At 65.1% G+C, this 21,862-nt stretch carries 27 protein-coding genes and 1 tRNA gene; 8 read left to right on the forward strand and 20 right to left on the reverse strand.

Annotated features, from left to right (window positions below):
- Positions 1-53 precede the first annotated feature (53 nt).
- Complete coding sequence (locus EZM81_RS02450; protein WP_136644646.1) at positions 54-584, reverse strand: DedA family protein; 531 nt, start codon at positions 582-584, stop codon at positions 54-56.
- A gap of 54 nt (positions 585-638) precedes the next feature.
- Positions 639-1,958, reverse strand: coding sequence for an NAD(P)-dependent oxidoreductase (locus EZM81_RS02455; RefSeq protein WP_136644647.1), 1,320 nt, complete (start codon positions 1,956-1,958; stop codon positions 639-641).
- 238 nt (positions 1,959-2,196) lie between these two features.
- Between EZM81_RS02455 and accB the strand changes: the two genes are divergently transcribed.
- The 3 genes from accB (at position 2,197) to aat (ending at position 4,785) form a co-directional block, all read left to right on the forward strand.
- The gene (gene accB, locus EZM81_RS02460; protein WP_135449017.1) at positions 2,197-2,691 is read left to right on the forward strand and encodes an acetyl-CoA carboxylase biotin carboxyl carrier protein; all 495 of its coding nucleotides are present in this window, start codon (positions 2,197-2,199) and stop codon (positions 2,689-2,691) included.
- A 7-nt stretch (positions 2,692-2,698) separates the two neighbouring features.
- Positions 2,699-4,045, forward strand: a complete 1,347-nt coding sequence (gene accC, locus EZM81_RS02465) for an acetyl-CoA carboxylase biotin carboxylase subunit (RefSeq protein WP_135449016.1) — start codon at positions 2,699-2,701, stop codon at positions 4,043-4,045.
- 80 nt (positions 4,046-4,125) lie between these two features.
- Complete coding sequence (aat, locus tag EZM81_RS02470; protein ID WP_211195375.1) at positions 4,126-4,785, forward strand: leucyl/phenylalanyl-tRNA--protein transferase; 660 nt, start codon at positions 4,126-4,128, stop codon at positions 4,783-4,785.
- Here aat and EZM81_RS02475 read toward each other — a convergent pair.
- From EZM81_RS02475 to clpP, 5 genes are all read right to left on the reverse strand, one after another.
- A complete protein-coding gene (locus tag EZM81_RS02475) occupies positions 4,728-5,108 on the reverse strand; it encodes a DUF2155 domain-containing protein (RefSeq protein WP_135449014.1) in 381 nt (126 codons plus the stop codon). The two genes, aat and EZM81_RS02475, sit on opposite strands and share 58 nt — an antisense overlap.
- The gene (mlaD, locus tag EZM81_RS02480; RefSeq protein WP_135449013.1) at positions 5,105-5,599 is read right to left on the reverse strand and encodes an outer membrane lipid asymmetry maintenance protein MlaD; all 495 of its coding nucleotides are present in this window, start codon (positions 5,597-5,599) and stop codon (positions 5,105-5,107) included. Before mlaD ends, EZM81_RS02475 begins: the two co-directional genes overlap by 4 nt.
- Positions 5,599-5,973: an NADH:ubiquinone oxidoreductase subunit NDUFA12 gene (locus EZM81_RS02485; protein ID WP_135449012.1), complete on the reverse strand. Its 375-nt coding sequence runs from the start codon at positions 5,971-5,973 to the stop codon at positions 5,599-5,601. The genes mlaD and EZM81_RS02485 overlap by 1 nt, the downstream gene beginning before the upstream one ends.
- Before the next feature lie 164 nt (positions 5,974-6,137).
- On the reverse strand, positions 6,138-7,400 hold the full coding sequence (gene clpX / locus EZM81_RS02490; protein ID WP_135449011.1) for an ATP-dependent Clp protease ATP-binding subunit ClpX: 1,263 nt from the start codon (positions 7,398-7,400) through the stop codon (positions 6,138-6,140).
- Between the two features lie 139 nt (positions 7,401-7,539).
- Complete coding sequence (gene clpP / locus EZM81_RS02495; protein ID WP_135449010.1) at positions 7,540-8,172, reverse strand: ATP-dependent Clp endopeptidase proteolytic subunit ClpP; 633 nt, start codon at positions 8,170-8,172, stop codon at positions 7,540-7,542.
- 167 nt (positions 8,173-8,339) lie between these two features.
- Here clpP and EZM81_RS02500 point away from each other — a divergent pair, with 167 nt between their 5' ends.
- Positions 8,340-9,512, forward strand: a complete 1,173-nt coding sequence (locus EZM81_RS02500; protein WP_136644648.1) for an FAD-binding domain-containing protein — start codon at positions 8,340-8,342, stop codon at positions 9,510-9,512.
- A gap of 97 nt (positions 9,513-9,609) precedes the next feature.
- Here EZM81_RS02500 and EZM81_RS02505 read toward each other — a convergent pair whose 3' ends face one another.
- Complete coding sequence (locus EZM81_RS02505) at positions 9,610-10,218, reverse strand: CDP-alcohol phosphatidyltransferase family protein (RefSeq protein WP_136644694.1); 609 nt, start codon at positions 10,216-10,218, stop codon at positions 9,610-9,612.
- Between the two features lie 207 nt (positions 10,219-10,425).
- Between EZM81_RS02505 and EZM81_RS02510 the strand changes: the two genes are divergently transcribed.
- The gene (locus EZM81_RS02510) at positions 10,426-10,911 is read left to right on the forward strand and encodes a CAP domain-containing protein (protein WP_136644649.1); all 486 of its coding nucleotides are present in this window, start codon (positions 10,426-10,428) and stop codon (positions 10,909-10,911) included.
- A gap of 3 nt (positions 10,912-10,914) precedes the next feature.
- Here EZM81_RS02510 and EZM81_RS02515 read toward each other — a convergent pair whose 3' ends face one another.
- On the reverse strand, positions 10,915-12,231 hold the full coding sequence (locus EZM81_RS02515) for an ATP-binding protein (RefSeq protein ID WP_371685712.1): 1,317 nt from the start codon (positions 12,229-12,231) through the stop codon (positions 10,915-10,917).
- Between the two features lie 38 nt (positions 12,232-12,269).
- On the opposite strand from EZM81_RS02515, the gene EZM81_RS02520 reads away from it, so the two are divergent.
- Together EZM81_RS02520 and EZM81_RS02525 are read left to right on the forward strand one after the other, a co-directional pair.
- Positions 12,270-13,139: an MBL fold metallo-hydrolase gene (locus EZM81_RS02520; RefSeq protein ID WP_136644651.1), complete on the forward strand. Its 870-nt coding sequence runs from the start codon at positions 12,270-12,272 to the stop codon at positions 13,137-13,139.
- A 68-nt stretch (positions 13,140-13,207) separates the two neighbouring features.
- Positions 13,208-13,282, forward strand: a tRNA-Asn gene (locus EZM81_RS02525).
- Positions 13,283-13,633: 351 nt separating this feature from the next.
- Here the strand turns inward: EZM81_RS02525 and EZM81_RS02530 are convergent.
- From EZM81_RS02530 to EZM81_RS02580, 11 genes are all read right to left on the reverse strand, one after another.
- Positions 13,634-15,052 (reverse strand): Mu-like prophage major head subunit gpT family protein, encoded by a 1,419-nt coding sequence (locus EZM81_RS02530; RefSeq protein WP_136644652.1) that lies wholly within the window; start codon positions 15,050-15,052, stop codon positions 13,634-13,636.
- Positions 15,045-15,665, reverse strand: coding sequence for a head maturation protease, ClpP-related (locus tag EZM81_RS02535; protein WP_136644653.1), 621 nt, complete (start codon positions 15,663-15,665; stop codon positions 15,045-15,047). Before EZM81_RS02535 ends, EZM81_RS02530 begins: the two co-directional genes overlap by 8 nt.
- Positions 15,662-16,261 carry a hypothetical protein gene (locus EZM81_RS02540; RefSeq protein WP_136644654.1) on the reverse strand — a complete coding sequence of 200 codons (600 nt, stop codon included), beginning with the start codon at positions 16,259-16,261 and terminating at the stop codon, positions 15,662-15,664. The genes EZM81_RS02535 and EZM81_RS02540 overlap by 4 nt, the downstream gene beginning before the upstream one ends.
- 141 nt (positions 16,262-16,402) lie before the next feature.
- On the reverse strand, positions 16,403-16,663 hold the full coding sequence (locus tag EZM81_RS02545; protein ID WP_136644655.1) for a hypothetical protein: 261 nt from the start codon (positions 16,661-16,663) through the stop codon (positions 16,403-16,405).
- A 293-nt stretch (positions 16,664-16,956) separates the two neighbouring features.
- The gene (locus EZM81_RS02550) at positions 16,957-17,250 is read right to left on the reverse strand and encodes a hypothetical protein (RefSeq protein WP_136644656.1); all 294 of its coding nucleotides are present in this window, start codon (positions 17,248-17,250) and stop codon (positions 16,957-16,959) included.
- 175 nt (positions 17,251-17,425) lie between these two features.
- Positions 17,426-18,592, reverse strand: coding sequence for an AAA family ATPase (locus EZM81_RS02555; RefSeq protein ID WP_136644657.1), 1,167 nt, complete (start codon positions 18,590-18,592; stop codon positions 17,426-17,428).
- Complete coding sequence (locus EZM81_RS02560; protein ID WP_136644658.1) at positions 18,589-18,789, reverse strand: hypothetical protein; 201 nt, start codon at positions 18,787-18,789, stop codon at positions 18,589-18,591. Before EZM81_RS02560 ends, EZM81_RS02555 begins: the two co-directional genes overlap by 4 nt.
- Positions 18,782-19,141, reverse strand: a complete 360-nt coding sequence (locus EZM81_RS02565) for a hypothetical protein (protein ID WP_136644659.1) — start codon at positions 19,139-19,141, stop codon at positions 18,782-18,784. Before EZM81_RS02565 ends, EZM81_RS02560 begins: the two co-directional genes overlap by 8 nt.
- Positions 19,142-19,143: 2 nt before the next feature.
- Entirely contained in the window at positions 19,144-19,341 is a 198-nt protein-coding gene (locus EZM81_RS02570; protein ID WP_136644660.1) for an AlpA family transcriptional regulator, read from the reverse strand.
- 85 nt (positions 19,342-19,426) lie between these two features.
- A complete protein-coding gene (locus tag EZM81_RS02575) occupies positions 19,427-20,050 on the reverse strand; it encodes a hypothetical protein (RefSeq protein ID WP_136644661.1) in 624 nt (207 codons plus the stop codon).
- Entirely contained in the window at positions 20,047-21,348 is a 1,302-nt protein-coding gene (locus EZM81_RS02580; RefSeq protein WP_136644662.1) for a site-specific integrase, read from the reverse strand. Before EZM81_RS02580 ends, EZM81_RS02575 begins: the two co-directional genes overlap by 4 nt.
- Positions 21,349-21,483: 135 nt before the next feature.
- On the opposite strand from EZM81_RS02580, the gene EZM81_RS02585 reads away from it, so the two are divergent.
- Positions 21,484-21,738, forward strand: coding sequence for a hypothetical protein (locus EZM81_RS02585; RefSeq protein ID WP_136644663.1), 255 nt, complete (start codon positions 21,484-21,486; stop codon positions 21,736-21,738).
- Positions 21,739-21,862: the final 124 nt, after the last annotated feature.

Below are 21,862 nucleotides of genomic sequence, written 5' to 3' on the forward strand. Positions count from 1 at the left end.
CTTGGCGAAAGCAGAGAGCGATTGCTTGGCGCGGAGCTTTCCCCCGCACCCATTCAGAGCAGCGACCAGAGCCAGCCGATAATGTCGCCGCCGAACTGGCCGAGTTTCGGAATCAGGAACGCCCAGGCAATGCAGCCCAGCGTGTTCCAGAACATGAACCGCGGCAGGGTCATGCGGCTCATCCCGGCCAGCAGGAAGACAACGGGCCGGAAAACCGTGGCGAAATGCCCGATGAAGATCGTAGCGGGACCATATTTCGCAAAGCTCGCCTGTGCCTTTTCCACCATCTCGGGGTGGTCGCTCAGCGGCTTCAGCGCCAGCACCACGCCGCCATAGCGTCGCCCCAGCCAGTAGCTGAAGGTCGAGCCTATCAGTGCCCCGATCGTCGTGCCGATCCAGAGCGGCCAGAACGGCACCGCCCCGGTCGCCACCAGCCCGCCGATGCCGACCAACACGACGGTCGATGGCACCAGGATCGACAGGAAGGCCGTGGTCTCGGCCGCGGCAAAGGTCATCATGATCAGCGGCAACCAGTCGCGGTTGCGCTCGACGAAGGCGATGAAGGTGTCGGTCCAGCCGTCCATGCTTCGCCCCTGATGGCGCGAAAGCCTTGGGCTGGCAAGGAAAATCGCCCCGCATCAGCCGGCCGTCAGCGCGGCATGGATCGCCTCGGCGGCGTCGCGGCCCTCGGCCACGGCCGTCACCGTCAGATCCTCGCCCCCGGCGGCACAATCCCCGCCCGCCCAGACCTTGCCCTGATGTCCCTTCAGCTTGCCGCCCTCGACAGCCAGCCCCTCGGGTGCCCCTGCCAGCGTCTGGCCGATGGCCTTGAACACCTGGTCGGCCTTCAACCGGAAGGTCTCTCCGGTGGGCTTCAGCCCCTCGGAGGTTTCCCGGGTGTAGGCGAATTCCACCTCGCGCACCGCGCCGTTGCCGTGGATGGCCACCGGCATCGCGTTGCAGATGATGCGGACGCCTGCGCTGGTGGCATGTTCCTGTTCGTAGGCCGAGGCAGACATCTTCTCCTGCCCGCGGCGATAGACGATGGTGACGTTTTCCGCCCCCAGCAGTTTCGACTGCACCGCGGCATCCACTGCGGTCATGCCGCCACCGATCACCACCACGTCGCGCCCGATGGGCAGCGTGGACAGATCCGCGGTCTGGCGCAGCTCGGCAATGAAATCGACCGCGTCGCGCACGCCCGCCTTGTCCTCGCCAGGAGTGCGCAGTGCGTTCACGCCCGCAAGACCGATGCCGAGGAAGACCGCATCATATTCTGCCTCAAGCTGCGCCAGCGTCACGTCGCGGCCAAGCTCGACTCCGCAGCGGATCTCGATCCCGCCGATAGACAACAGCCATTCGACCTCTTTCTGCGCAAAGCCGCCCGTAGTCTTGTAGCTGGCAATGCCGTATTCGTTCAGGCCGCCTGCCTTCGGGCGGCGCTCGAACACCACGACGTCATGCCCGTGCATCGCAAGGCGGTGGGCGCAGGCCAGACCCGCCGGTCCCGCCCCCACGACGGCGACGCGCTTTCCGGTCCGCGGCGCCCGGGTGAAAGGATGCAGCCCCTTGGCCATGGCCACATCCGTGGCATACCGTTGCAGGCGTCCAATCTCTACCGGCTTGCCCTCGGCCGCCTCGCGCACGCAGGCCTCTTCGCACAGGGTTTCCGTGGGGCAGACGCGCGCGCACATGCCGCCAAGGATATTCTGGCTCCAGATCGTCGTGGCCGCGGCTTCGGGCGTGCCGGTCGCGATCTGGCGGATGAACAACGGAATGTCGATCGCCGTGGGGCATGCGGTGATGCAGGGCGCATCGTGACAGAAATAGCAGCGGTCGGCGGCGACGCGGGCCTCGTGCGCATCCAGCGGCGGCTCGTGATCGGCGAAGTTCCGGGCATAGGCGGCGTCCGGCAAGCGGCCGGCCACGATTCCGGGGGTAAACGGACTGTTCGACATCGGCTGTGGGCCTCCCTGGCTCATCTTTTGATGGAAGGCTGGCACAGGTCGAATTTTTTATCAAACGGTAAATTTTCAAGCAGCACAGGATTTTGCATCGTTAGCGCCAACTGACCGGGGATCAGGCACGGATTCGCGGCTTTTCAGCCCCCGGCCGCTCGCGTATAAGCGCCCCACACGCGGCGGCGGGGGCGCACCCTGCCTTGAAGCCAATGGCGCAAAGCCAACAGAGGACGGCATGAGCAAGCAGACGACCGACACGGATGTGGCCTTCATCTCGGCACTGGCCGAGCTTCTGAACAAGAACGACCTGACCGAACTGTCGGTGAAGCGCGAATATGGCGAGGATGACAGCCTCGAGGTGCGCGTCGTCAAACAGGCCAATGTGGTGACGGTTGCCGCTGCGGCCCCTGCCCCCGTGGTCCACCAGGTCGCCTCGGCTGCGACAGCGCCGGCCGCTGTCTCAGCCCCGGCCGCGCCCGAAGACCCGGCCCAGCACCCCGGTGCGGTGACCTCGCCCATGGTCGGCACCGTCTATCTTGCCCCCGAACCGGGGGCCGCACCCTTCGTGACCGTGGGCTCGCAGGTCAGCGAAGGCCAGACCGTCCTGATCATCGAGGCGATGAAGACGATGAACCACATCCCCGCCCCGCGCGCGGGCACGGTAAAGCGCATCCTGGTCGAGGATGGCCACCCGGTCGAATACGGCGCCCCCCTCCTCATCATCGAGTGAGGCGCCCATGTTCGAGAAAATCCTGATCGCCAACCGCGGCGAGATCGCGCTTCGCGTCATCCGCGCCTGCCGCGAAATGGGGATCAAGTCGGTCGCCGTGCATTCGACTGCCGACGCTGACGCGATGCATGTGCGCATGGCCGACGAATCCGTCTGCATCGGGCCGGCACCCAGTTCGGAAAGCTATCTGAACAAGGCGGCAATCATCTCTGCCTGCGAAATCACCGGCGCCCAGGCCGTGCATCCGGGCTATGGCTTCCTGTCCGAAAACGCCAGCTTTGCACAGGCACTGGAGGATCACGGCATCACCTTCATCGGACCCAGCGCGGAACACATCCGCATCATGGGCGACAAGATCACGGCAAAGGAAACTGCAAAGGCGCTTGGCATTCCGGTTGTTCCGGGTTCCGACGGCGGCGTGCCCGACTTCGACACGGCACGCCGCGTCGCGGAAGGCATCGGCTATCCGGTCATCATCAAGGCCACTGCCGGCGGTGGCGGGCGCGGCATGAAGGTGGCCAGGAACGCCGAAGAACTGGAAATCGCCTTCCGAACCGCCCGCAGCGAAGCCAAGGCCGCCTTCGGCAACGACGAGGTCTATATCGAGAAATACCTTCAGAAACCGCGGCACATCGAGATTCAGGTGTTCGGTGACGGCAAGGGCCGGGCGGTCCACCTGGCAGAGCGCGACTGCTCGTTGCAGCGGCGCCATCAGAAGGTGTTCGAGGAAGCCCCCGGCCCCGCCATCACCCCGAAGATGCGGGCAGAGATCGGCACGATCTGTGCCAATGCGGTCGCAAAGATCAACTACATCGGCGCCGGAACCATCGAATTCCTCTACGAGGACGGCAGGTTCTACTTCATCGAGATGAACACCCGCCTTCAGGTGGAACACCCGGTCACCGAATACATCTTCGGCGTTGACCTTGTGCGCGAACAGATCCGCGTCGCGGCCGGGTTGCCGATGTCCTTCACCCAGGACGAGCTGGAGATCAACGGCCACGCCATCGAGGTGCGGATCAACGCCGAGAAGATACCGAACTTCTCGCCCTGCCCCGGAAAGGTGCGTATGTTCCATGCCCCCGGCGGCTTCGGGGTACGGATGGATTCGGCGCTGTATTCCGGCTATACGATCCCGCCCTATTACGACAGCCTGATCGGCAAGCTGATCGTCCATGGCCGCGACCGGCCCGAGGCGCTGGCCCGCCTGAAACGCGCCCTGTCAGAGCTGATCATCGACGGTGTGGACAGTTCTGTGCCACTGTTCCACATGCTGCTGGCCGAGCCCGACATCCAGAACGGGGAATACAACATCCATTGGCTGGAGAAATGGCTGGCCGAGCAGTTCGGCTGACACTCGATCGGGGTGCCCTTGCGGGCGCCCCACCGCAAAAGTTTTCAAGACTTTTGCAAAATCCTTCAAAGGATCTTGCGATGTCCGATCCGGTAGAGGAGATCACCCCCGAGATCCTGCTGCGCGCCTATGCGATGGGAATCTTTCCCATGGCCCAGACACGCGGCGACGAGACTATCCACTGGGTCGATCCGCGCCGGCGCGGCATCCTTCCGCTGGACGGTTTCCACGTCTCGCGTTCGCTGGCGCGCCGGCTGCGCCGTGCAGATTTCCGCGTCACGACCAACCGGGCCTTCGCACAGGTCGTGGAGGCCTGCGCCGACCGCCCGGGCGACACCTGGATCAGCCATCGGATCCAGCGCCTGTATCAGACGCTGCATGATCTGGGCCACGCCCATAGCCTTGAGGTCTGGCAGAACGAATGTCTGGTGGGTGGGGTCTATGGCGTCACGCTGGGCGCTGCCTTCTTCGGCGAAAGCATGTTCAGCCGTGTAACCGATGCCTCGAAGGTGGCGTTGGCGCATCTGGTTGCGCGGCTGCGGGCCGGCGGTTTCCGCCTGTTCGACACCCAGTTCCTGACCTCGCATCTGGCCAGCCTGGGCGCGGTGGAAATTCCCCGCGCCACCTATCACCGTCTGCTGGCCGAGGCGCTGCAGGGCGAAGCGACATTCGACTTGCCGGACTATTCGCCCGAAGGGCTGGCCTCGGGCAGGACGCAGGACAGCACCCAGACGTCATAACGCGGATGATCCAAAGCCGACAGCGCGGGCGAAGATGCCAGCATCCAGCCGCTGAACAGTTGTGCCTGAGTTGCCTCGTCGATCATGGTCAGATGGGCCTCGGCCTCGGACGAGGGGTTGCTCACCGGATAGCGGCAGTCGTCCAGCTGCACGATCAGCCGCCCGAACCTGGCCGCCTGTCCGACGCCCAGCGTCACATCGCCGGTCTCGCTGGTCAGCTTGTCCAGAAAACGCAGCGAGGCGCCAGGCGCTGACGCAAAGTCCTGCGCTGCGGCTGGCAGCGTCGAAAGCAGGCCGGCAATCAAGGCAAGCCGGGCAATCATGGCGCCGCAGGATCCGTGCTTTCATCGGGGGTAGCGGCTCCGCCAGCCTCGGCCCCTCCGCCCACGAATTTCAGCAGCAGCGAGATCACGCTGACCGCGCCCTGCGTGTCCTCGATCTCGTCACCGGGTTCCAGGGTTTCCAGCGCACCGCCGGGCAGAAGCTCGACAAAATTGCCGCCCAGCAACCCCTCGGACGAAATCAGGATGGTGCTGTCAACCGGCAGGAGGATGTCCTTGCGGATCGTGATCGTCGCATCTGCAAAGAAGGTCTCGGGATTCAGCCGCAGATCGGTGATGGTTCCGACCTTGACGCCCGCAAGTCTCACGTCAGACCCGATGCGCACCCCCTCGACAGACCGGAAACTCGCCGTCAGCGGATAGCTGTCGGGTTCCCGCACCAGTCCTGCGCCTTGCGCAGCATAGACCACAAAACCGATCGCCACGGCTAGAACGGCGGCCCCGGTCAGGATTTCGGCACGCTCGTAGGCCATCACTCGGGCTGCCAGGCCTCATAGTCGCGCCGGGCGACGGGTTTGGCACGCCGGATCGAGCCAGGCGGCACATAAGCCGCTTCGGTGCCGGTAAGGTTCTCCTGATGGGGCTTTTCCCAAGGCTTGTGCTTCAGCGGGGCCTTGGTTGGCGGTTCGTCCCAGGTGTGGTGCAGCCAGCCGTGCCATTCGGGCGATATGCGAGAGGCTTCCATCTCGCCGTTGTAGATAACCCAGCGCCGCTTGCCGTCGCGGGTCTGATAGAAAGTGTTCCCGGCCTCGTCCTGGCCGACCTTCACCCCCTTGCGCGCAGTGAAGATCTGGGTGCCGATGGTCTGGCTGTTCCACCAGGTCAGCAGACGTTTCAGGAAATTCATGTCGGGTCTCCGCTTCGCTTGGCCCTGATATGGCCCAAAGGTCTGCCAAGGTCTAGGGGCATGGGCACAGCTGGCGTCCTTGTCCGCTCTTCCCTTGCCGACAGTCCATTCGCGCCGTCCTCTTGGCTGGCAAGGAACGCTGTCGGAGCGAGATGATAAGCGGATCAAGCCTTGGCGGGCTCTTTCTTTTTGGTCTCGGTATAAACCAGCATCGGCTTAGCACCCGAGTTCACCGCCTCATCGTTCACGACGACCTCCTCGACACCATCCATGCCCGGCAGTTCGAACATGGTGTCCAGAAGAATGTCTTCCATGATCGACCGCAGTCCGCGCGCGCCGGTCTTGCGCTTGATCGCGCGCTTGGCGATGGCGGTAAGGGCATCAGGGGTGAAGGTCAGCTTGACGCCCTCGATCTCGAACAGACGCTGGTATTGCTTGACCAGCGCGTTCTTCGGCTCGGTGAGGATGGTGACCAGCGCCGCCTCGTCCAGGTCAGTCAGCGTGGCAATCACCGGCAGACGGCCGACGAATTCGGGAATGAGGCCGAACTTCAGCAGATCCTCGGGCTCAAGTTCCTTGAACAGTTCGCCCACGGAACGTTCATCGGGGCTTTTCACGTCGGCGCCAAAGCCGATGCCCGACCCCTTGTTGCGCTGGGCAATGATCTTTTCCAGCCCTGCGAAGGCGCCGCCGCAGATGAACAGGATGTTCGTCGTGTCCACTTGCAGGAATTCCTGCTGAGGATGCTTGCGGCCCCCCTGTGGCGGCACGGAGGCCACCGTGCCTTCCATGATCTTCAGAAGCGCCTGCTGCACGCCCTCACCGCTCACGTCGCGGGTGATCGAGGGATTGTCCGACTTCCGCGTGATCTTGTCGACCTCGTCTATGTAGACGATGCCGCGCTGGGCGCGTTCGACATTGTATTCGCTGGCCTGCAACAGCTTCAGGATGATGTTCTCCACGTCCTCGCCGACATAGCCGGCCTCGGTCAGCGTGGTGGCGTCGGCCATGGTGAAGGGCACGTCCAGGATGCGCGCCAGCGTCTGCGCCAGAAGCGTCTTGCCGCAGCCAGTGGGGCCGATCAGCAAGATGTTCGACTTCGACAGTTCGATATCGTTCTTCGAGGAATGGTTCAGCCGTTTGTAGTGGTTGTGTACGGCTACCGAAAGCACCCGCTTGGCATGCACCTGGCCGATCACATAGTCGTCCAGCACCTTGCAGATCTCGCGCGGGGTGGGCACACCGTCCGAGGATTTCAGACCGGTGGTCTTCGTTTCCTCGCGGATGATGTCCATGCACAGTTCGACACATTCGTCGCAGATGAAGACCGTGGGCCCCGCGATCAGCTTGCGCACCTCATGCTGGCTCTTGCCGCAGAAGGAACAGTAAAGCGTGTTCTTGCTGTCGCTGCCGGAGTTGTTCGCCATCCATTGCCCTCTGGACACTGTCCCTTGTCACTCGGCCGCTGCCCGGCCCCGGTCCCCCAAGCGCAAGTCTAGGACAAGCCCCTGGTCTCCACAATCCGAAAAACCCCCCGCCGGTAGCCCTTGCGGGAGGGGTGTGTCATCACTTCGACGTATCGTCCGCCTTGCCCCGGCTTTCCAGGATCTCGTCGATCAGACCCCAGGCCTTCGCATCCTCGGCCGACATGAAATTGTCGCGCTCAAGCGCACCTTCGACCGTCTCGTAGGTCTGGCCGGTGTGCTTGACGTAGATCTCGTTCAGGCGGCGCTTCAGCTTCAGCGTCTCCTGCGCATGGATCCAGATGTCGGTGGCCTGGCCCTGATAGCCGCCGCTGGGCTGGTGCACCATGATCCGGCTGTTCGGCAAGCTGTAGCGCATGCCCTTCTCACCCGCCGTAAGCAAAAGCGAGCCCATCGAGGCCGCCTGTCCGATCACCAGGGTCGAAATCTTCGGGCGGATGTATTGCATCGTATCGTAGATCGACAGGCCAGCCGTCACCACGCCGCCGGGGCTGTTGATGTACATGCTGATTTCCTTGGTCGGGTTTTCCGACTCCAAAAACAGCAGCTGCGCGCAGATCAGGCTGGACATCCCGTCATGCACCGGGCCGGCCAGAAAGATGATCCGCTCCTTCAAGAGGCGGCTATAGATGTCGTAGGCGCGTTCGCCGCGGCTCGTCTGTTCGACGACCATGGGGACGAGCGTGTTCATGTAGTGATCAACGGGATCGCGCATTCGGTGCCTGCCTGTGTCTTATCGCAAGGAATATCGCCGGAACTCTTGCCAGAGTCTTAGTGGGGTGCGCGGGGGGCTGCAAGGGCAGCTCCGGGAAAAGGCATCGAGAGGTGCGGCGACCTGCCGCCCTGCCTTGAAAGCGGGCAACCCTTTCCTAACCTTGACGCATGACCAGCCCGATCCCGACCCGCACTGCGGGGCTAGAGCGCCTGCACGCCTTCCTGCCCCGCGCGGGCCGTGATTATGCGCATTTCCGCAACCTCGACCTGCCCGGCCACCTGCACGTGTCGTGCCTTTCGCCCTGGCTGCGCCACCGTCTCGTCACCGAAGCCGAGGTCATTGCTGCCGCCCGTGGCCGGCACGGCTCTGCTGCCGACCGGTTCCTGGCCGAGGTCTGGTGGCGAACCTACTGGAAGGGCTGGCTGGAACTGCGCCCCGGCGTCTGGGCCGCCTATCGCCAGGGCCTGACCGCTGCGCTAAACCGGCTGGCCGTGGAACCAGGTCTTGCCGCGCGGGCAGAGGCCGCCATGCGGGGCGAAACAGAGATCGACGGTTTCGATGACTGGGCACGGGAACTGGTGGATACCGGCTACCTGCACAATCACGCCCGGATGTGGTTCGCTTCGATCTGGATATTCACCTTGCGTCTGCCGTGGGAACTTGGGGCCGACTTCTTCCTTCGGCACCTCATCGACGGCGACCCGGCGTCGAACACGCTGTCGTGGCGGTGGATCGCAGGGCTGCATACGACCGGCAAGACCTACCTCGCCACCGCGGATAACATTGCACAGAACACGCGCGGCCGCTTCCGGCCCAAGGGGCTCGCCACCAGCGCCCCGCCCCCTGCCGCGCCTTCCCACCCCGCCCCCCTGCCCCCACCCGCAGGTGACTGGGTTGACCCGGACCTGCCCACCCTGCTTCTTGTCACCGAAGAAGACCTTTTTCCGGAGTTCCTGCTGCACGCAGGCCTGCGCCCCAGCGCAGTGGCGGCGCTGAGCGATGTCTCGGGGCGCTCGCCGCTGGCGGTTGCCGCACCGGTCCATCGTTTTACCGAAGGCGCAATAGCCGATGCGCTTGCCCGCCTTGGCGCACCCGAGGCGCCGATCTTCCGGGGCGGCGAGACCGCCGCACTTGTGGCCCATGCCGCGCGTGAAGGCGTTCGCCAGATCGTCACCCCCTACGCGCCCGTGGGCCCAATCGCCGCCCGGCTGACCGAACTTTCCCGCTTTGCCGACGCGCAGGGAATCACCCTGGTCCGCGCCCTGCGTCCGCATGACCATGCAGCCTGGCCCCACGCCACCCACGGCTTCTTCCGCTTCCGCGACGCGGTGATGGGCTGAAGGTCAAGGCTTGTCGCTGATTGTCTCACTCCTTGCCACCCGGCCGGGCCACAGGGGGAGGCAGCCCCTCACGATGGAGAGATCGGCTTTCCCGCCGTCAACGGAAGGTCCGCGCCGCCAGAAGAACCCTCGCCGCAGCAGTCACCAGGCACAGGAAACCGAAGACCCAGGCCGCCGGCACGAAAAGTGCAGGATAGAACACGATCAGCAGGAAGAACAGGATCGTCTCCGTTCCTTCCAGAAGACCGGCTGTGAAATACAGCGACTTCTCCCCCCGGCTTGCCGTCTCCATCCCCTGCCTTGCGGCCAGGATTGCGAAGCCCAGAAAGGTCGCACCGTTGATGTAGAACGTTGCAAGCAGGAAGGCACCGGCCGCACCGTTCGCGTCCGGATCGCGCAGAACGAAAGCCAGTGGGATCGCGCCATAGAAGACAAAATCGCAGCAGATGTCGAGGTAGCCGCCGAAATCCGACTTGCCCCGCGCCCGCGCCACGGCCCCGTCCAGCCCGTCGGCCAGCCGGCTGGCCAGAAGCGGTGCGGCGACCACCAGCCCCGACAGCCCTATCGCCAGCAGCCCCGCCGCGAACAGGCCCAGACCAAGCCCGACCAGAGTCACCACATTGGCCGAAGCCCCCCGGGCCGCCAGCCAGCGCCCGCCCCTGTTCAGCGGCGCATCGATCACGCCTCGCATCAGACCGTCCAGCATCTCGCCCGCCTCCCGATCGGGCATCCTTCTCGCAGAAGCGCCGAATTGAAAAGTCACGAATGCGCCGGTCCGGGCGACTTGCCGCGCAGCCGCAAGCCCGGACATTGTCTGGAACCCGCACGGGTTTCACACTTGCTTCCTGATTACGCCAGATTCTGGCCGCACTGCCGTGCCATTCAGATAGTGCATCATCCTGCGGGGAAAGACATGATCACGCGCCATACCCTTGCAGCAACCGCCGCGGCCCTTCTGATCGGCCTCGGCCTGCCCGTGCAGGCCTGCATCATGCCGCCAAACGCCAAGGCGCTTCAGCAGGAGGTGCTGGCCAACCTGAACGCGCAACGCAAGGCACATGGCCTGACACCCTTCAAGATCGCGCCCAAGCTTGAAAAGGCGGCTCAGGCCCATGCCTGCGACAATGCCCTTCGCCGCTCGATCAGTCACGATTCGTCGGACGGCGGCACACTGAAGACACGGCTGAAGCGGGCGGGCTACAACTTTCGCGCAGCGGCAGAAAATACCGGGCGCGGCTTCGGCACCGGTGCCCGTGCGGTGGACTGGTGGATGAATTCCCCGAAGCACCGCCAGAATATCCTGTTCCCGCGCGTAAAGGATGTCGGCATCGGCATCGCCCTCAGCGAAGCGCCGGACAACAAGCTGCACTGGGTGATCAACTTCGGCGCCTCGAAGTAGCCCTCAACGCGCCAGCATCAGATCCGCGCGCAGCCCCCCCAGCCGCGCACTGTGCCCAAGGCGCAAAGCACCTCCGTGGCTCAGCGCTATGTCAGAGGCGATCGACAGCCCCAGCCCGACCCCCCCGCCCCGATTGGGATCGCGCGAGGCGTCCAGTCGGGTGAATGGGCGCAGCGCCTCTTCCCGCTGCGCTTCGGGAATGCCGGGCCCGTCATCCTCGACTAAGATCCGTAGGCTGCGGTCGTCGAACGCAAGGCGAAGCTCGACCCGGTTGCCGAACCGGCAGGCGTTCGAGACCAGGTTTTCCACCGCGCGCGCGACGGCCTGCGGCCGCATCGACACGGGCTCGGCCCGGCCTTCGATCCCTGCCAGCACCACCTTGGGCCCAGCCCGTTCGACGATCCCGCGCACCAGTGCGACGGCGTCCGTTGGCACCGCGCCCTCCATCGCATCCCCGCGAACGAAGGCCAGGAACTCTTCCACCATCCGCTCCATCTGCCGCACGTCTTCCCGAAGCGCCTCCACCTCCGGGTCGTCCGGCAACATGGCAAGGCCAAGCCGCAGCCTGGTCAGCGGCGTGCGCAGGTCGTGGCTCACCCCCGACAGCATCAGGGTGCGTTGTTCGATCTGGCGCTCGATCCGCGCGCGCATGTCCAGAAAGGCCCGGCCCGCGGCCCGCACCTCCAGTGCCCCGCGCGGTCGGTAGGAAACGATGCGTCCCTTGCCGAAATCCTCGGCCGCCTCGGCAAGCCGGGTGATCGGCTTCAACTGATTGCGCAGGAACAGAAAGGCCACCCCCGTCATCAGCAGCGAGGTGAAGATCATCAGCACCAGCAACTGATGCGGATTGGTGGCCGACATGCGCCTCCGCGTCAGCTGCGCCTGAACAGGGCCCACAGCGGTGTCGAATTTCAGGTTAACCACCCGATTCTCGCCGGAGACATCGGCTGCCACCAGCCCCGGAAGCCGTTCGCGCAGGGTATTGACGATCACCCGCCCGGACAGGTCCAGGAACAGGAAACGGTCTTCCATCGGCGCATCTTCCCCAGCCGGAATCGTCAGGGTGATCTCCAGATTGCGGGCCAGCGGGCCGACTTCGGCCATCGCCGCCTGGGACGAACCGGCCGCCTCGATCTCGGACAATAGAAAGCCCAGGTCGATCGCCACGCCGTTCGTCATCTGCCGCGTCACGCCTTCGTAATGGCGCTGGATGAAGGCAGTGGACACGACCAGTTGAATCGTCACGATGGGCACGATCAGGATCAGCGCCGCGCGCCAGTACAGGCCTCTGGGAAAGATACGTTGCAGCACAGCCATCACCTGCCAGACTATGCGGCCCGGCCGGGCTTGGGAAGGCCATGACGGAACACCTCGGCCCCGGTCTGCGCCGGCTGCGCGCGCCCAATCCCTCGCCGCTGACCGGCACGGGCACCAACACCTACCTGCTTGGTGCGCAGGATCTTGCCGTCATCGACCCCGGCCCGGATCTCGACACGCATCTTCAGGCGATTCTCGCGGCCAGCCGTGGGCGCCGGATCGTGGCGATCGTCGTGACCCATGCCCACCGCGACCATTCCGCCCTGGCCCCGAGGCTTGCTGCCGCCACAGGGGCCGAGGTTCTGGCCTTCGGAAGTGCGCGGGATGGAATGAGCCCCCGGATGCAGGCAATTGCCGGTCTGGTCGCCACTTCGGGCGAGGGTCTGGATACCACCTTCACACCCGACCGGCAGCTGAGCGAGGGCGACAGACTTTCCGGTGCCGACTGGGAACTTCACGCCCTGCATACCCCCGGCCATCTTGGCGGACACATCTGCCTTGCCATGGACGACCTTCTGTTCACCGGAGACCACGTCATGGGCTGGGCGACCAGCATCATCTCGCCGCCCGAGGGCGACATGGGCGCCTACATGGCTTCCCTGCGGCGCTTGCAGGACGGCAGCTGGCGGCGCTTCCTGCCCGGACATGGCGATCCGGTAGAAGAGCCGGCGGCGCGGCTGGATACGCTCATCGCCCACCGCCTTGCGCGTGAGGCGCAGGTTCTGGCTGCACTCGAACGCGGGGCCGCCACGCCCGATGCCCTGACGGCCCTGATCTACCACGACACGCCGCAAGACCTGTGGCCGGCGGCCCGGCGCAACGTGCTGGCACATCTTCTTGATCTTCTATCCAGAAACCTGGTCGCTGCCGATCCCGTCCCCGGACCCGGGGCCCTGTTCCGTCGCCTGTGACAGAGCAAAAATTCCACCGATTTGCCCCTTGCCGCCCCCGAGAGGTCTTGCTATACGCGCCACCGTGTTCCGGCGTAGCTCAGCGGTAGAGCAGTTGACTGTTAATCAATTGGTCGTAGGTTCGATCCCTACCGCCGGAGCCAAAAAACCCAATAAAAGCAAGTAGCTAGAAGCCCGCCGCAAGCGGGCTTTCTTGCTCTTTTCGGCCTTGTCACCGGATTTGTCACCGCCACGAAACGGCCCGCCGAAGCGGGCCAGGGTCGTGCGACGGTCATCTGCCGCCGCCGGCGGAATCGGTGTGGCCAGGTCCGCGCCTGGCCGGGGCGGGGCAGTCAAGGCTTGCCGCCGCCTGTGCCGCGCCCCCAGGAGCAGGGGCCGCACCCCCTCGCGGTTTGGCCACTCGCGAGTTACGCGGAAGCTTCCAGGACTCGTGACTCTGCGGCGCTTCCCGCCGACCGGCGCGCGAGGGTCAGCACCCCGCGCGCCAATCTCGATCAGCCGCCCGAACCGGGATTCTTGATCCAGGTGGCGGTCTCGATGAATTTGGCGTCTAGCTGCCACGTCAGGCGGAAGTCCACCCCCAGCGTGTTCCAGCCCGGCCGCGACTCGATGCGTGGCATGCGCTGGCCATCGAGGAACGCATGGGCGAGGCCGTCATGTCGCATGGGATCGGCGATCAGATACCACGCCAACGGATCGGTCAGGCCGGGTTCCACAATCACCTCGAGGCCACCCGAAAACGGGTTGGCGTCGTCGGACGTGGTGGCGTTGATCTTGGCGATCAGTTGCTGCGCCATGGTTTCCAGTTCGGCCGGCACCACCAGCGCCCAAGGCTCGATCGCCAGAATCTCGCCGTTGAGGCCCGTCATCTTCCGCATTTTTGTGCGCATCGCCGACAGGTTCGTGACCGTCAGGCCGGAGCCGGAGGCGATCAGGTTGCCGTGCGAGGCGTGCCACATCGGTTGACCGTCCGCCATGGTCTGCCCCGCCCCGCTGTTGGCCAGGATGGGCGCCAGAAGCACCGCGCGCAGCCGCTCGATCGCGCCCCGTGCCATCTGGTCGGCAATGTTCGTCAGCAGGTCGAGGCGGTCATTCACAAGCGCCTGATTGCTGATCGAGAACATGCTGGCGAAGTCCCGAAGCCGGGGCAGCGCCTCGCCCTTCTCCTGCGCCGTGACCGACTGGATTTCGCCGCCCTCGCCCACTTCCTGCGGCGCGCCTGTGGCGCTGAGGGTCAGGAGGTTCCCGGCGCGGTAGTCCGATCGCGGGATCTCGCGAGAGGCGCGCGCAAGGTCCGGCATGCGCTGTTCGATCCGGCGCGCGGCCAGGTTGGCCACCGAGTCCGCCAGGATCAGGGGAAAGTCGCTGGTCGAATGCACCGCCATGCGAATGGCGCCCTCGCGGCTGGCAGGCCGCAGTCCGTTGCTGCGGCAGACGGTCATGGCGATTTCGTCCAGCGTCGTGCGGGCAAACTCGCCGCCCTTCTGCGCCTCGGGCGACTTCGGATCGAGGCGAGCCACCAGGCCGGCCACCATGCGCGGCACCAGGCTTTCCCGCGCGCCGGCAAGGCTGCGGTCGGTCGGTGCGCCGAACATGGGCACATTGGACCCGGTGGCCTCGATCTGGACCTGGGCGACCTTGTCCGCGATCAGCGCCTCGAGGGCGACCGGCTCGCTTTCTTCCGCCATAGCTTCCGCCATCAGCTCGAGGGTCGGATTGTCCTGGCCCTTGAACAGGACCGCCCCGACCTGGGCGCGGCGTTTCAACATCGGCGCGGCAGCGGTGAACGCTTCCGGCGTCCAGCCTGCCTTTGCCGCAGCGTCGGCCAGGTCGTCCGGCAGGCCCTTGGCCTTCGCCACCACGCGGAGTTGCGCGACCAGGCGCGCGGGCGGGGTTTGGGTTTCGTCAAGCATGCTGGGTTTCCTTTTTGCCTGTCACGGGCGTTCCGGCCGCCCAGCCGTTCTTGCGCGCCATCTGCACCAGGTGCGCAGGCGCATTTCGGAACTTGCCGTAGTCGAAGGCCGCGACAGGCGCGGCCGCTTCGTCGCCCTCGATTGCGTCGCAGAAGCGGAGGGCCTTGGCCTCTTCGGCAGTCATCCAGGTTTCGGCCGCCATCCACCCGGCGATCAGGTCCACCGGGTTGCCGGTGTGCCGGGCATAGGTCGCGGCGTAGACACCGGCGATCTTGTCCAGGGTGTCGGCCCACTTCCGAAGCTGGTCGCCGGTGCCGAATGCCAGCGCGGCAGGGTCGTGGATCATCACCATGGAATCGCGGTGCAGGGAAACACGCCTGCCCGCGACCATCACCAGAGAGGCCGCAGAAGCGGCAATGCCGCTAACTTGAACCGCCACGTTGCCGTGCTGCTCGATCGCCGCGACCATCGCCGCGCCGTCGGTTGCGATGCCGCCGGGCGAGTTGATACGCAGCGTCACTTCGCCAGGGTTGGCGGCGAGGAAGCGGCCCAGCGGTTCGGCGCGGCAGTCGCCGATGCCGATTTCGTCAAAGAGGTAATATTCCGGGATCATGCGCGGCCCTCGTCGCTGGCGTCGCTCCAGGTCGCGGCCAGCGTGCGGCGCTCGACTTCCGCCTCCCGGAACCACTCGGGAAAGCCGGTCAAATCCTCGGGGATGCCCGGCACGGATTCCGTCTCGGAAAGCCCCAACTCGCGCGCCGCACGCCAGACGTGATTGGCGATCGCGGTTGCCGAAAAGGCAATGACCGAGACCAGGCGGGCGGAAGGGTCCACCGATGCGACATGCGCCTTCGCAAGGGCGCGCAGGTCTTCCCAGCGCCCGGCGATCACATGGCGGCAGTCCCAGCCCTCGAGCGCGTCCGGCCAGTCGTAGCGGATCAGCGCGACATGCAATTCAACGCCGTCTGTCCAGGTGAACGGATCGAGCGGGCGAAGCGCTTCAAGCGCCCGGTCGGAAAGCAGCTTGGCGCTGTCCAGGTCCGTGGCATCCGCCGCCTGCCAGTAGCAGCGAAGCCGGAAGGCGTCGCGCATGGTGTAAGTCCGCTTGCCCGTGCCGTCGAGGCGCGGAAGCTTGCCGCGTCGCTGGTCCTGATCGAAGCGGGTTGCGGGCATTCCCGCAATGGCCGTCAGCGGCGTGCGCTTGAACATTTCGGCGAACCTTCTGCTTCCCTCGCAGAAAGCCCATCAATCTGGCGCCAGTTGGTCAAAGCCTTTTTCTTCGGTGGAACGGGTTTCTTTCCATCCCGCCGAAGTGGCGCAGCGCATCAGGGGGGCGCCGCCCGCGCCTCTCTAACGCAAACCGGCGTCCTCGATCCGCGCAGCCAGTTGCAATGCGGCGTTGATCGCCGTTTCGCACACCGCGCCCATGCCGTTCCGTGCCCGACGCACGATCATGCAATCATCCGGGCCGTCCGCCTGTTCGCGCAACGCATCGAGAGCTTCGATCATGCTGGCCAGAAGGCAGGCGTCGCGCGCGAGGTCGCGGAAGGTGCCGGCTTCAGTCGTCGGGAAAGCAGGGCTCGTTCCCCGGTCCAGGGTTGCGTCGGTCATTGGGCTTCTCCCTTTTGCTTGGTTGCGGTTAATTATCGTGTCGGTGAGTTGCGGGCGTGCCGCCCCTTCGGTGCCGCTTCGCTTTTCCTGCGGCGCCCGCGCCCGATAGCGCGCTGGGATTGCTTGTTTTCCGGGGCAGTTCCCCGCCCTTGAAACGAAATCAGGAAAAAGTTCTGGCCCTAGCGATAGATCGCGCTCCGCCACCCTCATAGGATTTGCCGCCCGGAAGGACCCGCGCGGTTTCTGTGGCTGCGCCGGCAATCGCGCCTCCCTGGCCATGACGTGCGCGCTGGTCACGCCCGCCCTTTCGTTGCCATCGTCGCCAGCGGGTTTTCTGCGGCGTATTCCTCGAGGCTGGGCATGCCCTCCACCTGATCGGCCGCAAGCCTGGCAGACCGGGCCGCCATGTCGCCGCCGTAGACGGCGGCAATTGCCCCGATGATCTCGGCATGGGCTGAGGCCAGGACGCCGGCAAGCGGCATGTCTTCCGCCTTCACCAGGTGCGCCACCAGCAGCCGGACACCCTGGCGGACTCGGGCGAATTCTTCGGGCGTGAGGTCGCCGGGGGTGAGGTCGTCAGTCGGCATCAGGAAGCCCTCTTGGCTTGGGTGAACCCCGCGCCCAGCGGGGGTTCATCCCCCATGGGGTTATAGGGGTGTGCACACACAGGGGGGATGAAGGGGGGATGAAGGGGGGATGAAGGGTTTTGAGGGGGGGGGGATGCTAGGGGGGGTGCTAGGGGGGATGAAGGGGGGGTGAAGGTCATTCCACCACCTCTGCAATGAAGGTTGTGGGTCGGGATGTCGGGCCTTTCTGCCTCACGGCAATGCGGCCTTGCGCAAGCAAGGCTTCCATCGCGGCGCGAAAGGCGTGCTTTGTCAGCCCTTCGGCGCCGGGGTGATCCGCGAAAACCTTCGGGGCGTAGTTCAAGCCGCCAGCCGAATTCACAAAACGTCCTTGCTCTGTGAAGGCACGCAACAGGCTGAGGAAGACGCGCTCCGCCTTGGCGTTGCCTGCGGCGCGGTCAAGCCCCGTCTCGGCAGAATCCGCGACGAAAACCCCGTCCCGCCAGGTCACGCTGATTTCGCCGCCACGCGGCCCGTAGTTCGCTTTCATGGTGCGCAGCACGCGCGCGTCAGGGTTGGCCTCATGTCCGTCTTGGGTGACGCGCTCGAGGTAGAGCCGGGACCGGGCGCTCCCCGACCAGGCGACGTTTCCAGACGTTCCGCTGCCGCTGGACATGCCCGAAAGCGACGGATGCGCCAGCATCACCACCGCGCATTCGTGCCGGATCGCCAGCCGCTTCAACAGCCCCACAAAGGCCCGTGCCTGGGCCTTGTCGTTCTCATTGCCGGGGAACAGGTCGGCCAGTGTGTCCAGCACCAGAAGCGCCGGGCGTTGCGCCTCTAGCAGCGCCTCGATCTCGGCATAGAGGTCGGACGAAACCAGCCGCCCGAAGTCGCCAAGCCGGGCAAGCATGGCGTCCTCGCCTGCCAGACTGCGAATGGTCAGGCCGGTAAGGTCTGCCAGCCGTGCGCCCTCGTGCCGCACGATGTCCGCCAAGCGACGGTGCAATTCGTCTTCCTCGTCCTCGGCGGACGGAAACAGCGCCGTTCCGGCCTTCACGGGCAGGCCAAGCCACGGGCGCCCCAGCGCCACCGCGACGGCCAGCTGCAACGCCAGAAGCGATTTGCCCGCCCCGCCATCGCCGTAGAGCAGGGTCACGTTGCGCGCGGGGATCAGATCCGGCACCAGCCAATCGCGCTCCGGCACCGGCAGGCCCTCGAGGTTGGCAGCACAGAGCCATTGCGAGGCGCGCACCGGGGCATCGCCAGCCGCCCGCGCTCGATAATCCGCCGCCCACCGCTCTTGCACGTCGATCGGCGGCGGTTCGCGCCCCACCTCCCGCCAGTTCGGTTCCGCGTTCATGCCGCCCCCCGCGTGATCAGGCAGGGCAGGCCGTCCCGTTCGGCCTTGCGTTCGGCCACCCGGAACGCTTCGGCCCGCTCTTGCAACCTGACGGAAGACAGGACCGCGCCCTCGTGCGCCACCACGGCGGCCCAGCCATCGGTGAAGCCGCGAACCGTGACGTAGGCGCCCGGCGGATAGATCTGTTGATCAGCCATCGTTCGTCCCCCGCAAATAGGCCAGGAAGGCCGCGCGCGTGGCCGGGCTCATGCGCCGGGCCGCCGCGACCGCATACGCCTTCAACTCGTGCTCTGTGGCCTGCTTCGCCCATTCGGTCGCATGGCTGACCAGGTTGGCCAGCGGTGAGCCGGGCAAGCCTTGCCGGTGGAAGTCGTTCAAGGCTTCCCAGAGGATCGGCGCGGCATCCTCGGGCGGCATGTCTGCGATCGCCAGGCACAGGCTCGTTGCCCGTTCGGCGCGAAGGCGGTATGCTGTGGACTTGAACGCCAGTTCTGACTTCCCGGCCCCGGTCGCGCCCGCCAGCGCGCCGGGGTTTTCCATGCGGCCCATGGTCAGGCCGCCTTCCCGGCCGGCGTGCGCTCCTGGGACAGAATCCAGGCATCGACGGCTTCCGGCCGATAATAGATGCGCTTGCCCAACTTGATGAAGGCCGGGCCGATCCGAAGGGCGCGCTCGCGCTGCACCGTGCGAACCGAAACGCCGCGCGCCGCGGCATACTCGGATTCAGTCAGAAGGTCTTGAAGTGTCATTTCTGGCCTCACGTTTCGCGGGTTGCGTTTGACGTGCGGCCAATGTCATCCAATCGGCTGTTGCATTTGGCGGGGTATGCAACAACTATTTCTTGTGCCGGGACCACAAAGACAGAACGCCGGACCGTTTCCTGTCGAATTTCTTCGCGACGTGTCCGGCGGCCGCACTGGTAGTAAGCCCCTTGTCTATCAGGCGGGTCATTTCCTCGAGGATTGCCGGCGTGTCGCTGCCCAGCTTGCCCTTTCTCTGAATGCCCCCGCTCCTGCCCGCCGCAAGGGTCTTCTTCCCCCGCACCGCATCAGCCTTGTGCAGCCTTCGCCAGGTGCGGTCCTCTAGCAGATGCCCAAGCGTCAGTGTCCTCTCGAGCGTCCAATCCGACAGTGTTTCCCGCCCGGCAAGGATGTGGAAACACGCCGCGCCGATCTTCGCGGCGAACCATTCCTCGGAAAAGGTCTGAGCGTTTCTGTAAGGTTCCCGCCCGATCCCGGCGATCGGGGGCAGGCCCGCTGCCTTCAAGATTTCATCGCACTCATCCGCAAGGCGAGCGATATCTTCCCAGAAAGTGATCTCCGGGCGCAGTTCGAATGTTCCGGGGCGAAGCGGATCAGGCACGAGCTCAACCCCGCCCCCTTGGTAGCGGCGCACCTCTGCCAGTTCGTCGCGTTCGCTATGAATCAGTTTCCAGCCGGGCCGATCTTCATCCATCATCCCCGCGCCCCCAGCCGCACCACGTTGCCGCCCTCGATCGCGTCGGGGTCATGCCCGGCGATGATCGCCAGTAGCCGCGCTTCCCATGCCTCCAGCGCGGCCCGGCGCTCGGCCTCGAAGCCGTGCAAATCATAGACCGCCGTGATCCCGCGCTTGGCGTGGCCGATCGTCATTTCCGCAATGTCAGGCCGGACACGGCAGGCACTCAATCCGGTGCGCATGGTGCGGCGCAGATCGTGCGGGGTCCACCTCCCCCACGGTGGCACGTCCTTGGCCCCTAGCGCCCCTGCCATGCGGTCTATGGCCCGCGACAATGCCGCGTTGTTCACCGGCTTGCCCGGCCACGCCTCGAAGATGTGTCCCGTGAGGGGAACAATCCGACGATGCGACAGGCGGTCCAGTTCTTCCCGTGCATCTTGAATCAGCGCCAAGGCGGTTGCCGTCAGATGCACGGTGTGGGCCGTGTCGGTCTTGCCGCGCCGCGTCGCCGGTATCGTCCAGATCGAGCCTTCAATCTCCCGCTCGTGCATCCCTGCCACTTCGCCCGGCCTCTGGCCCGTCACAAGCACCAGCTTCAAGGCAAGGGCGGTGAGACGGTGCAGGCCGCAGGTCTCGGCATTCGTCCAGAAGCTGCGGATTTCGTCATTGTCGAGGATGCGCGCGCGGGCCACCTGCCGCAGCGGGTCGCGCTTGCCCTTCACCGTGATGCTGCCGGGTTTCAGCCCGGCCAGCGGGTTGGCGGGGATGAAGTCCCGGTCAACCGCGAAGTCCAGAAGCTTGCGGGAATAGGCCAGAAGGATTGCGGCCTGCCGTGGCGCGGTTTCCGCCTTCGCCTCGATCGCCTCGATCACATGGCGGCGGCGAATGTCGGACACCTTGCGCACACCCAGCGCCGTCACAAGGTCGCCCTCGATCAGGGATCGAATCGCCTTCTCGGACTTCAAGCCGCTGGCGTGGCGGTCAAGCCATTCGCCGACAAGTTCCTTGATGGTCGGCTCTGCCCGGCGCTTCCGCTTGGCTTCCAAGGGATCGTCGCCGGTCTGGATCTTCTGGACAAGGTTCCGCGCCTCGATCCGGGCTTGCTCCAATCCCCATGCGGGCCAGTCGCCAATGGTCTTGAGCCGCTGCCGACCGTCCACTGTGTAGCGCAGCACGAAAGCCTTCCCGCCCGCAGAGGTGATGCGCAAGCCGAAGCCGCGCGGCGCGTCGCGGTGTTCATCGAAGATCAGGCGATGCCCCTTGGCGGGCTTCTCCGCCTTGGAAATGGTCCCCGCCTTGCCGTCTGACAGCTTCACCACCGCGCGACCTCGCTTCTGCCGATCTCGGACGTGTCATCGGATTTGTCACCGGATTTGTCACCGGATTTGTCACCGGATTTGTCACTGTTTGTCACCGTAATGTATTGCGTCGCATGTCATCAAGTGTCAATTTCCATGTCTCATATGTCTTTGTTTTTCGTTCCTTTTTTTAAAGCCCATATGTCACTTGTCACCAAAAACAGGGGCTTGAAAATGATCAAAAAAGCGTCTGTTAATCAATTGGTCGTAGGTTCGATCCCTACCGCCGGAGCCAAAAATTCCCATCGTGTTTTTCGCGACTTGGCCAATCTGCATTTAAGCGGCCTTCGCTCCTGCTTTGCGGCGGGGTTTACGCGGGTCATGGCAGCCAGCGTCGGTAGCAGCGTGTGAACGCTGACGGGCTGGCCGGGCTGAAGCGACGGCCTTGGCCTCGGACCATTTGCCACTTGCCAGCATGACTAGGCTCAGGACCTGTGAATTCCCTTGAGCGTCGGTTTGCGGCATGATTCAAGTT

It is taken from the genome of Tabrizicola sp. YIM 78059, assembly GCF_004959785.1.
Lineage (GTDB): Bacteria > Pseudomonadota > Alphaproteobacteria > Rhodobacterales > Rhodobacteraceae > Tabrizicola > Tabrizicola caldifontis.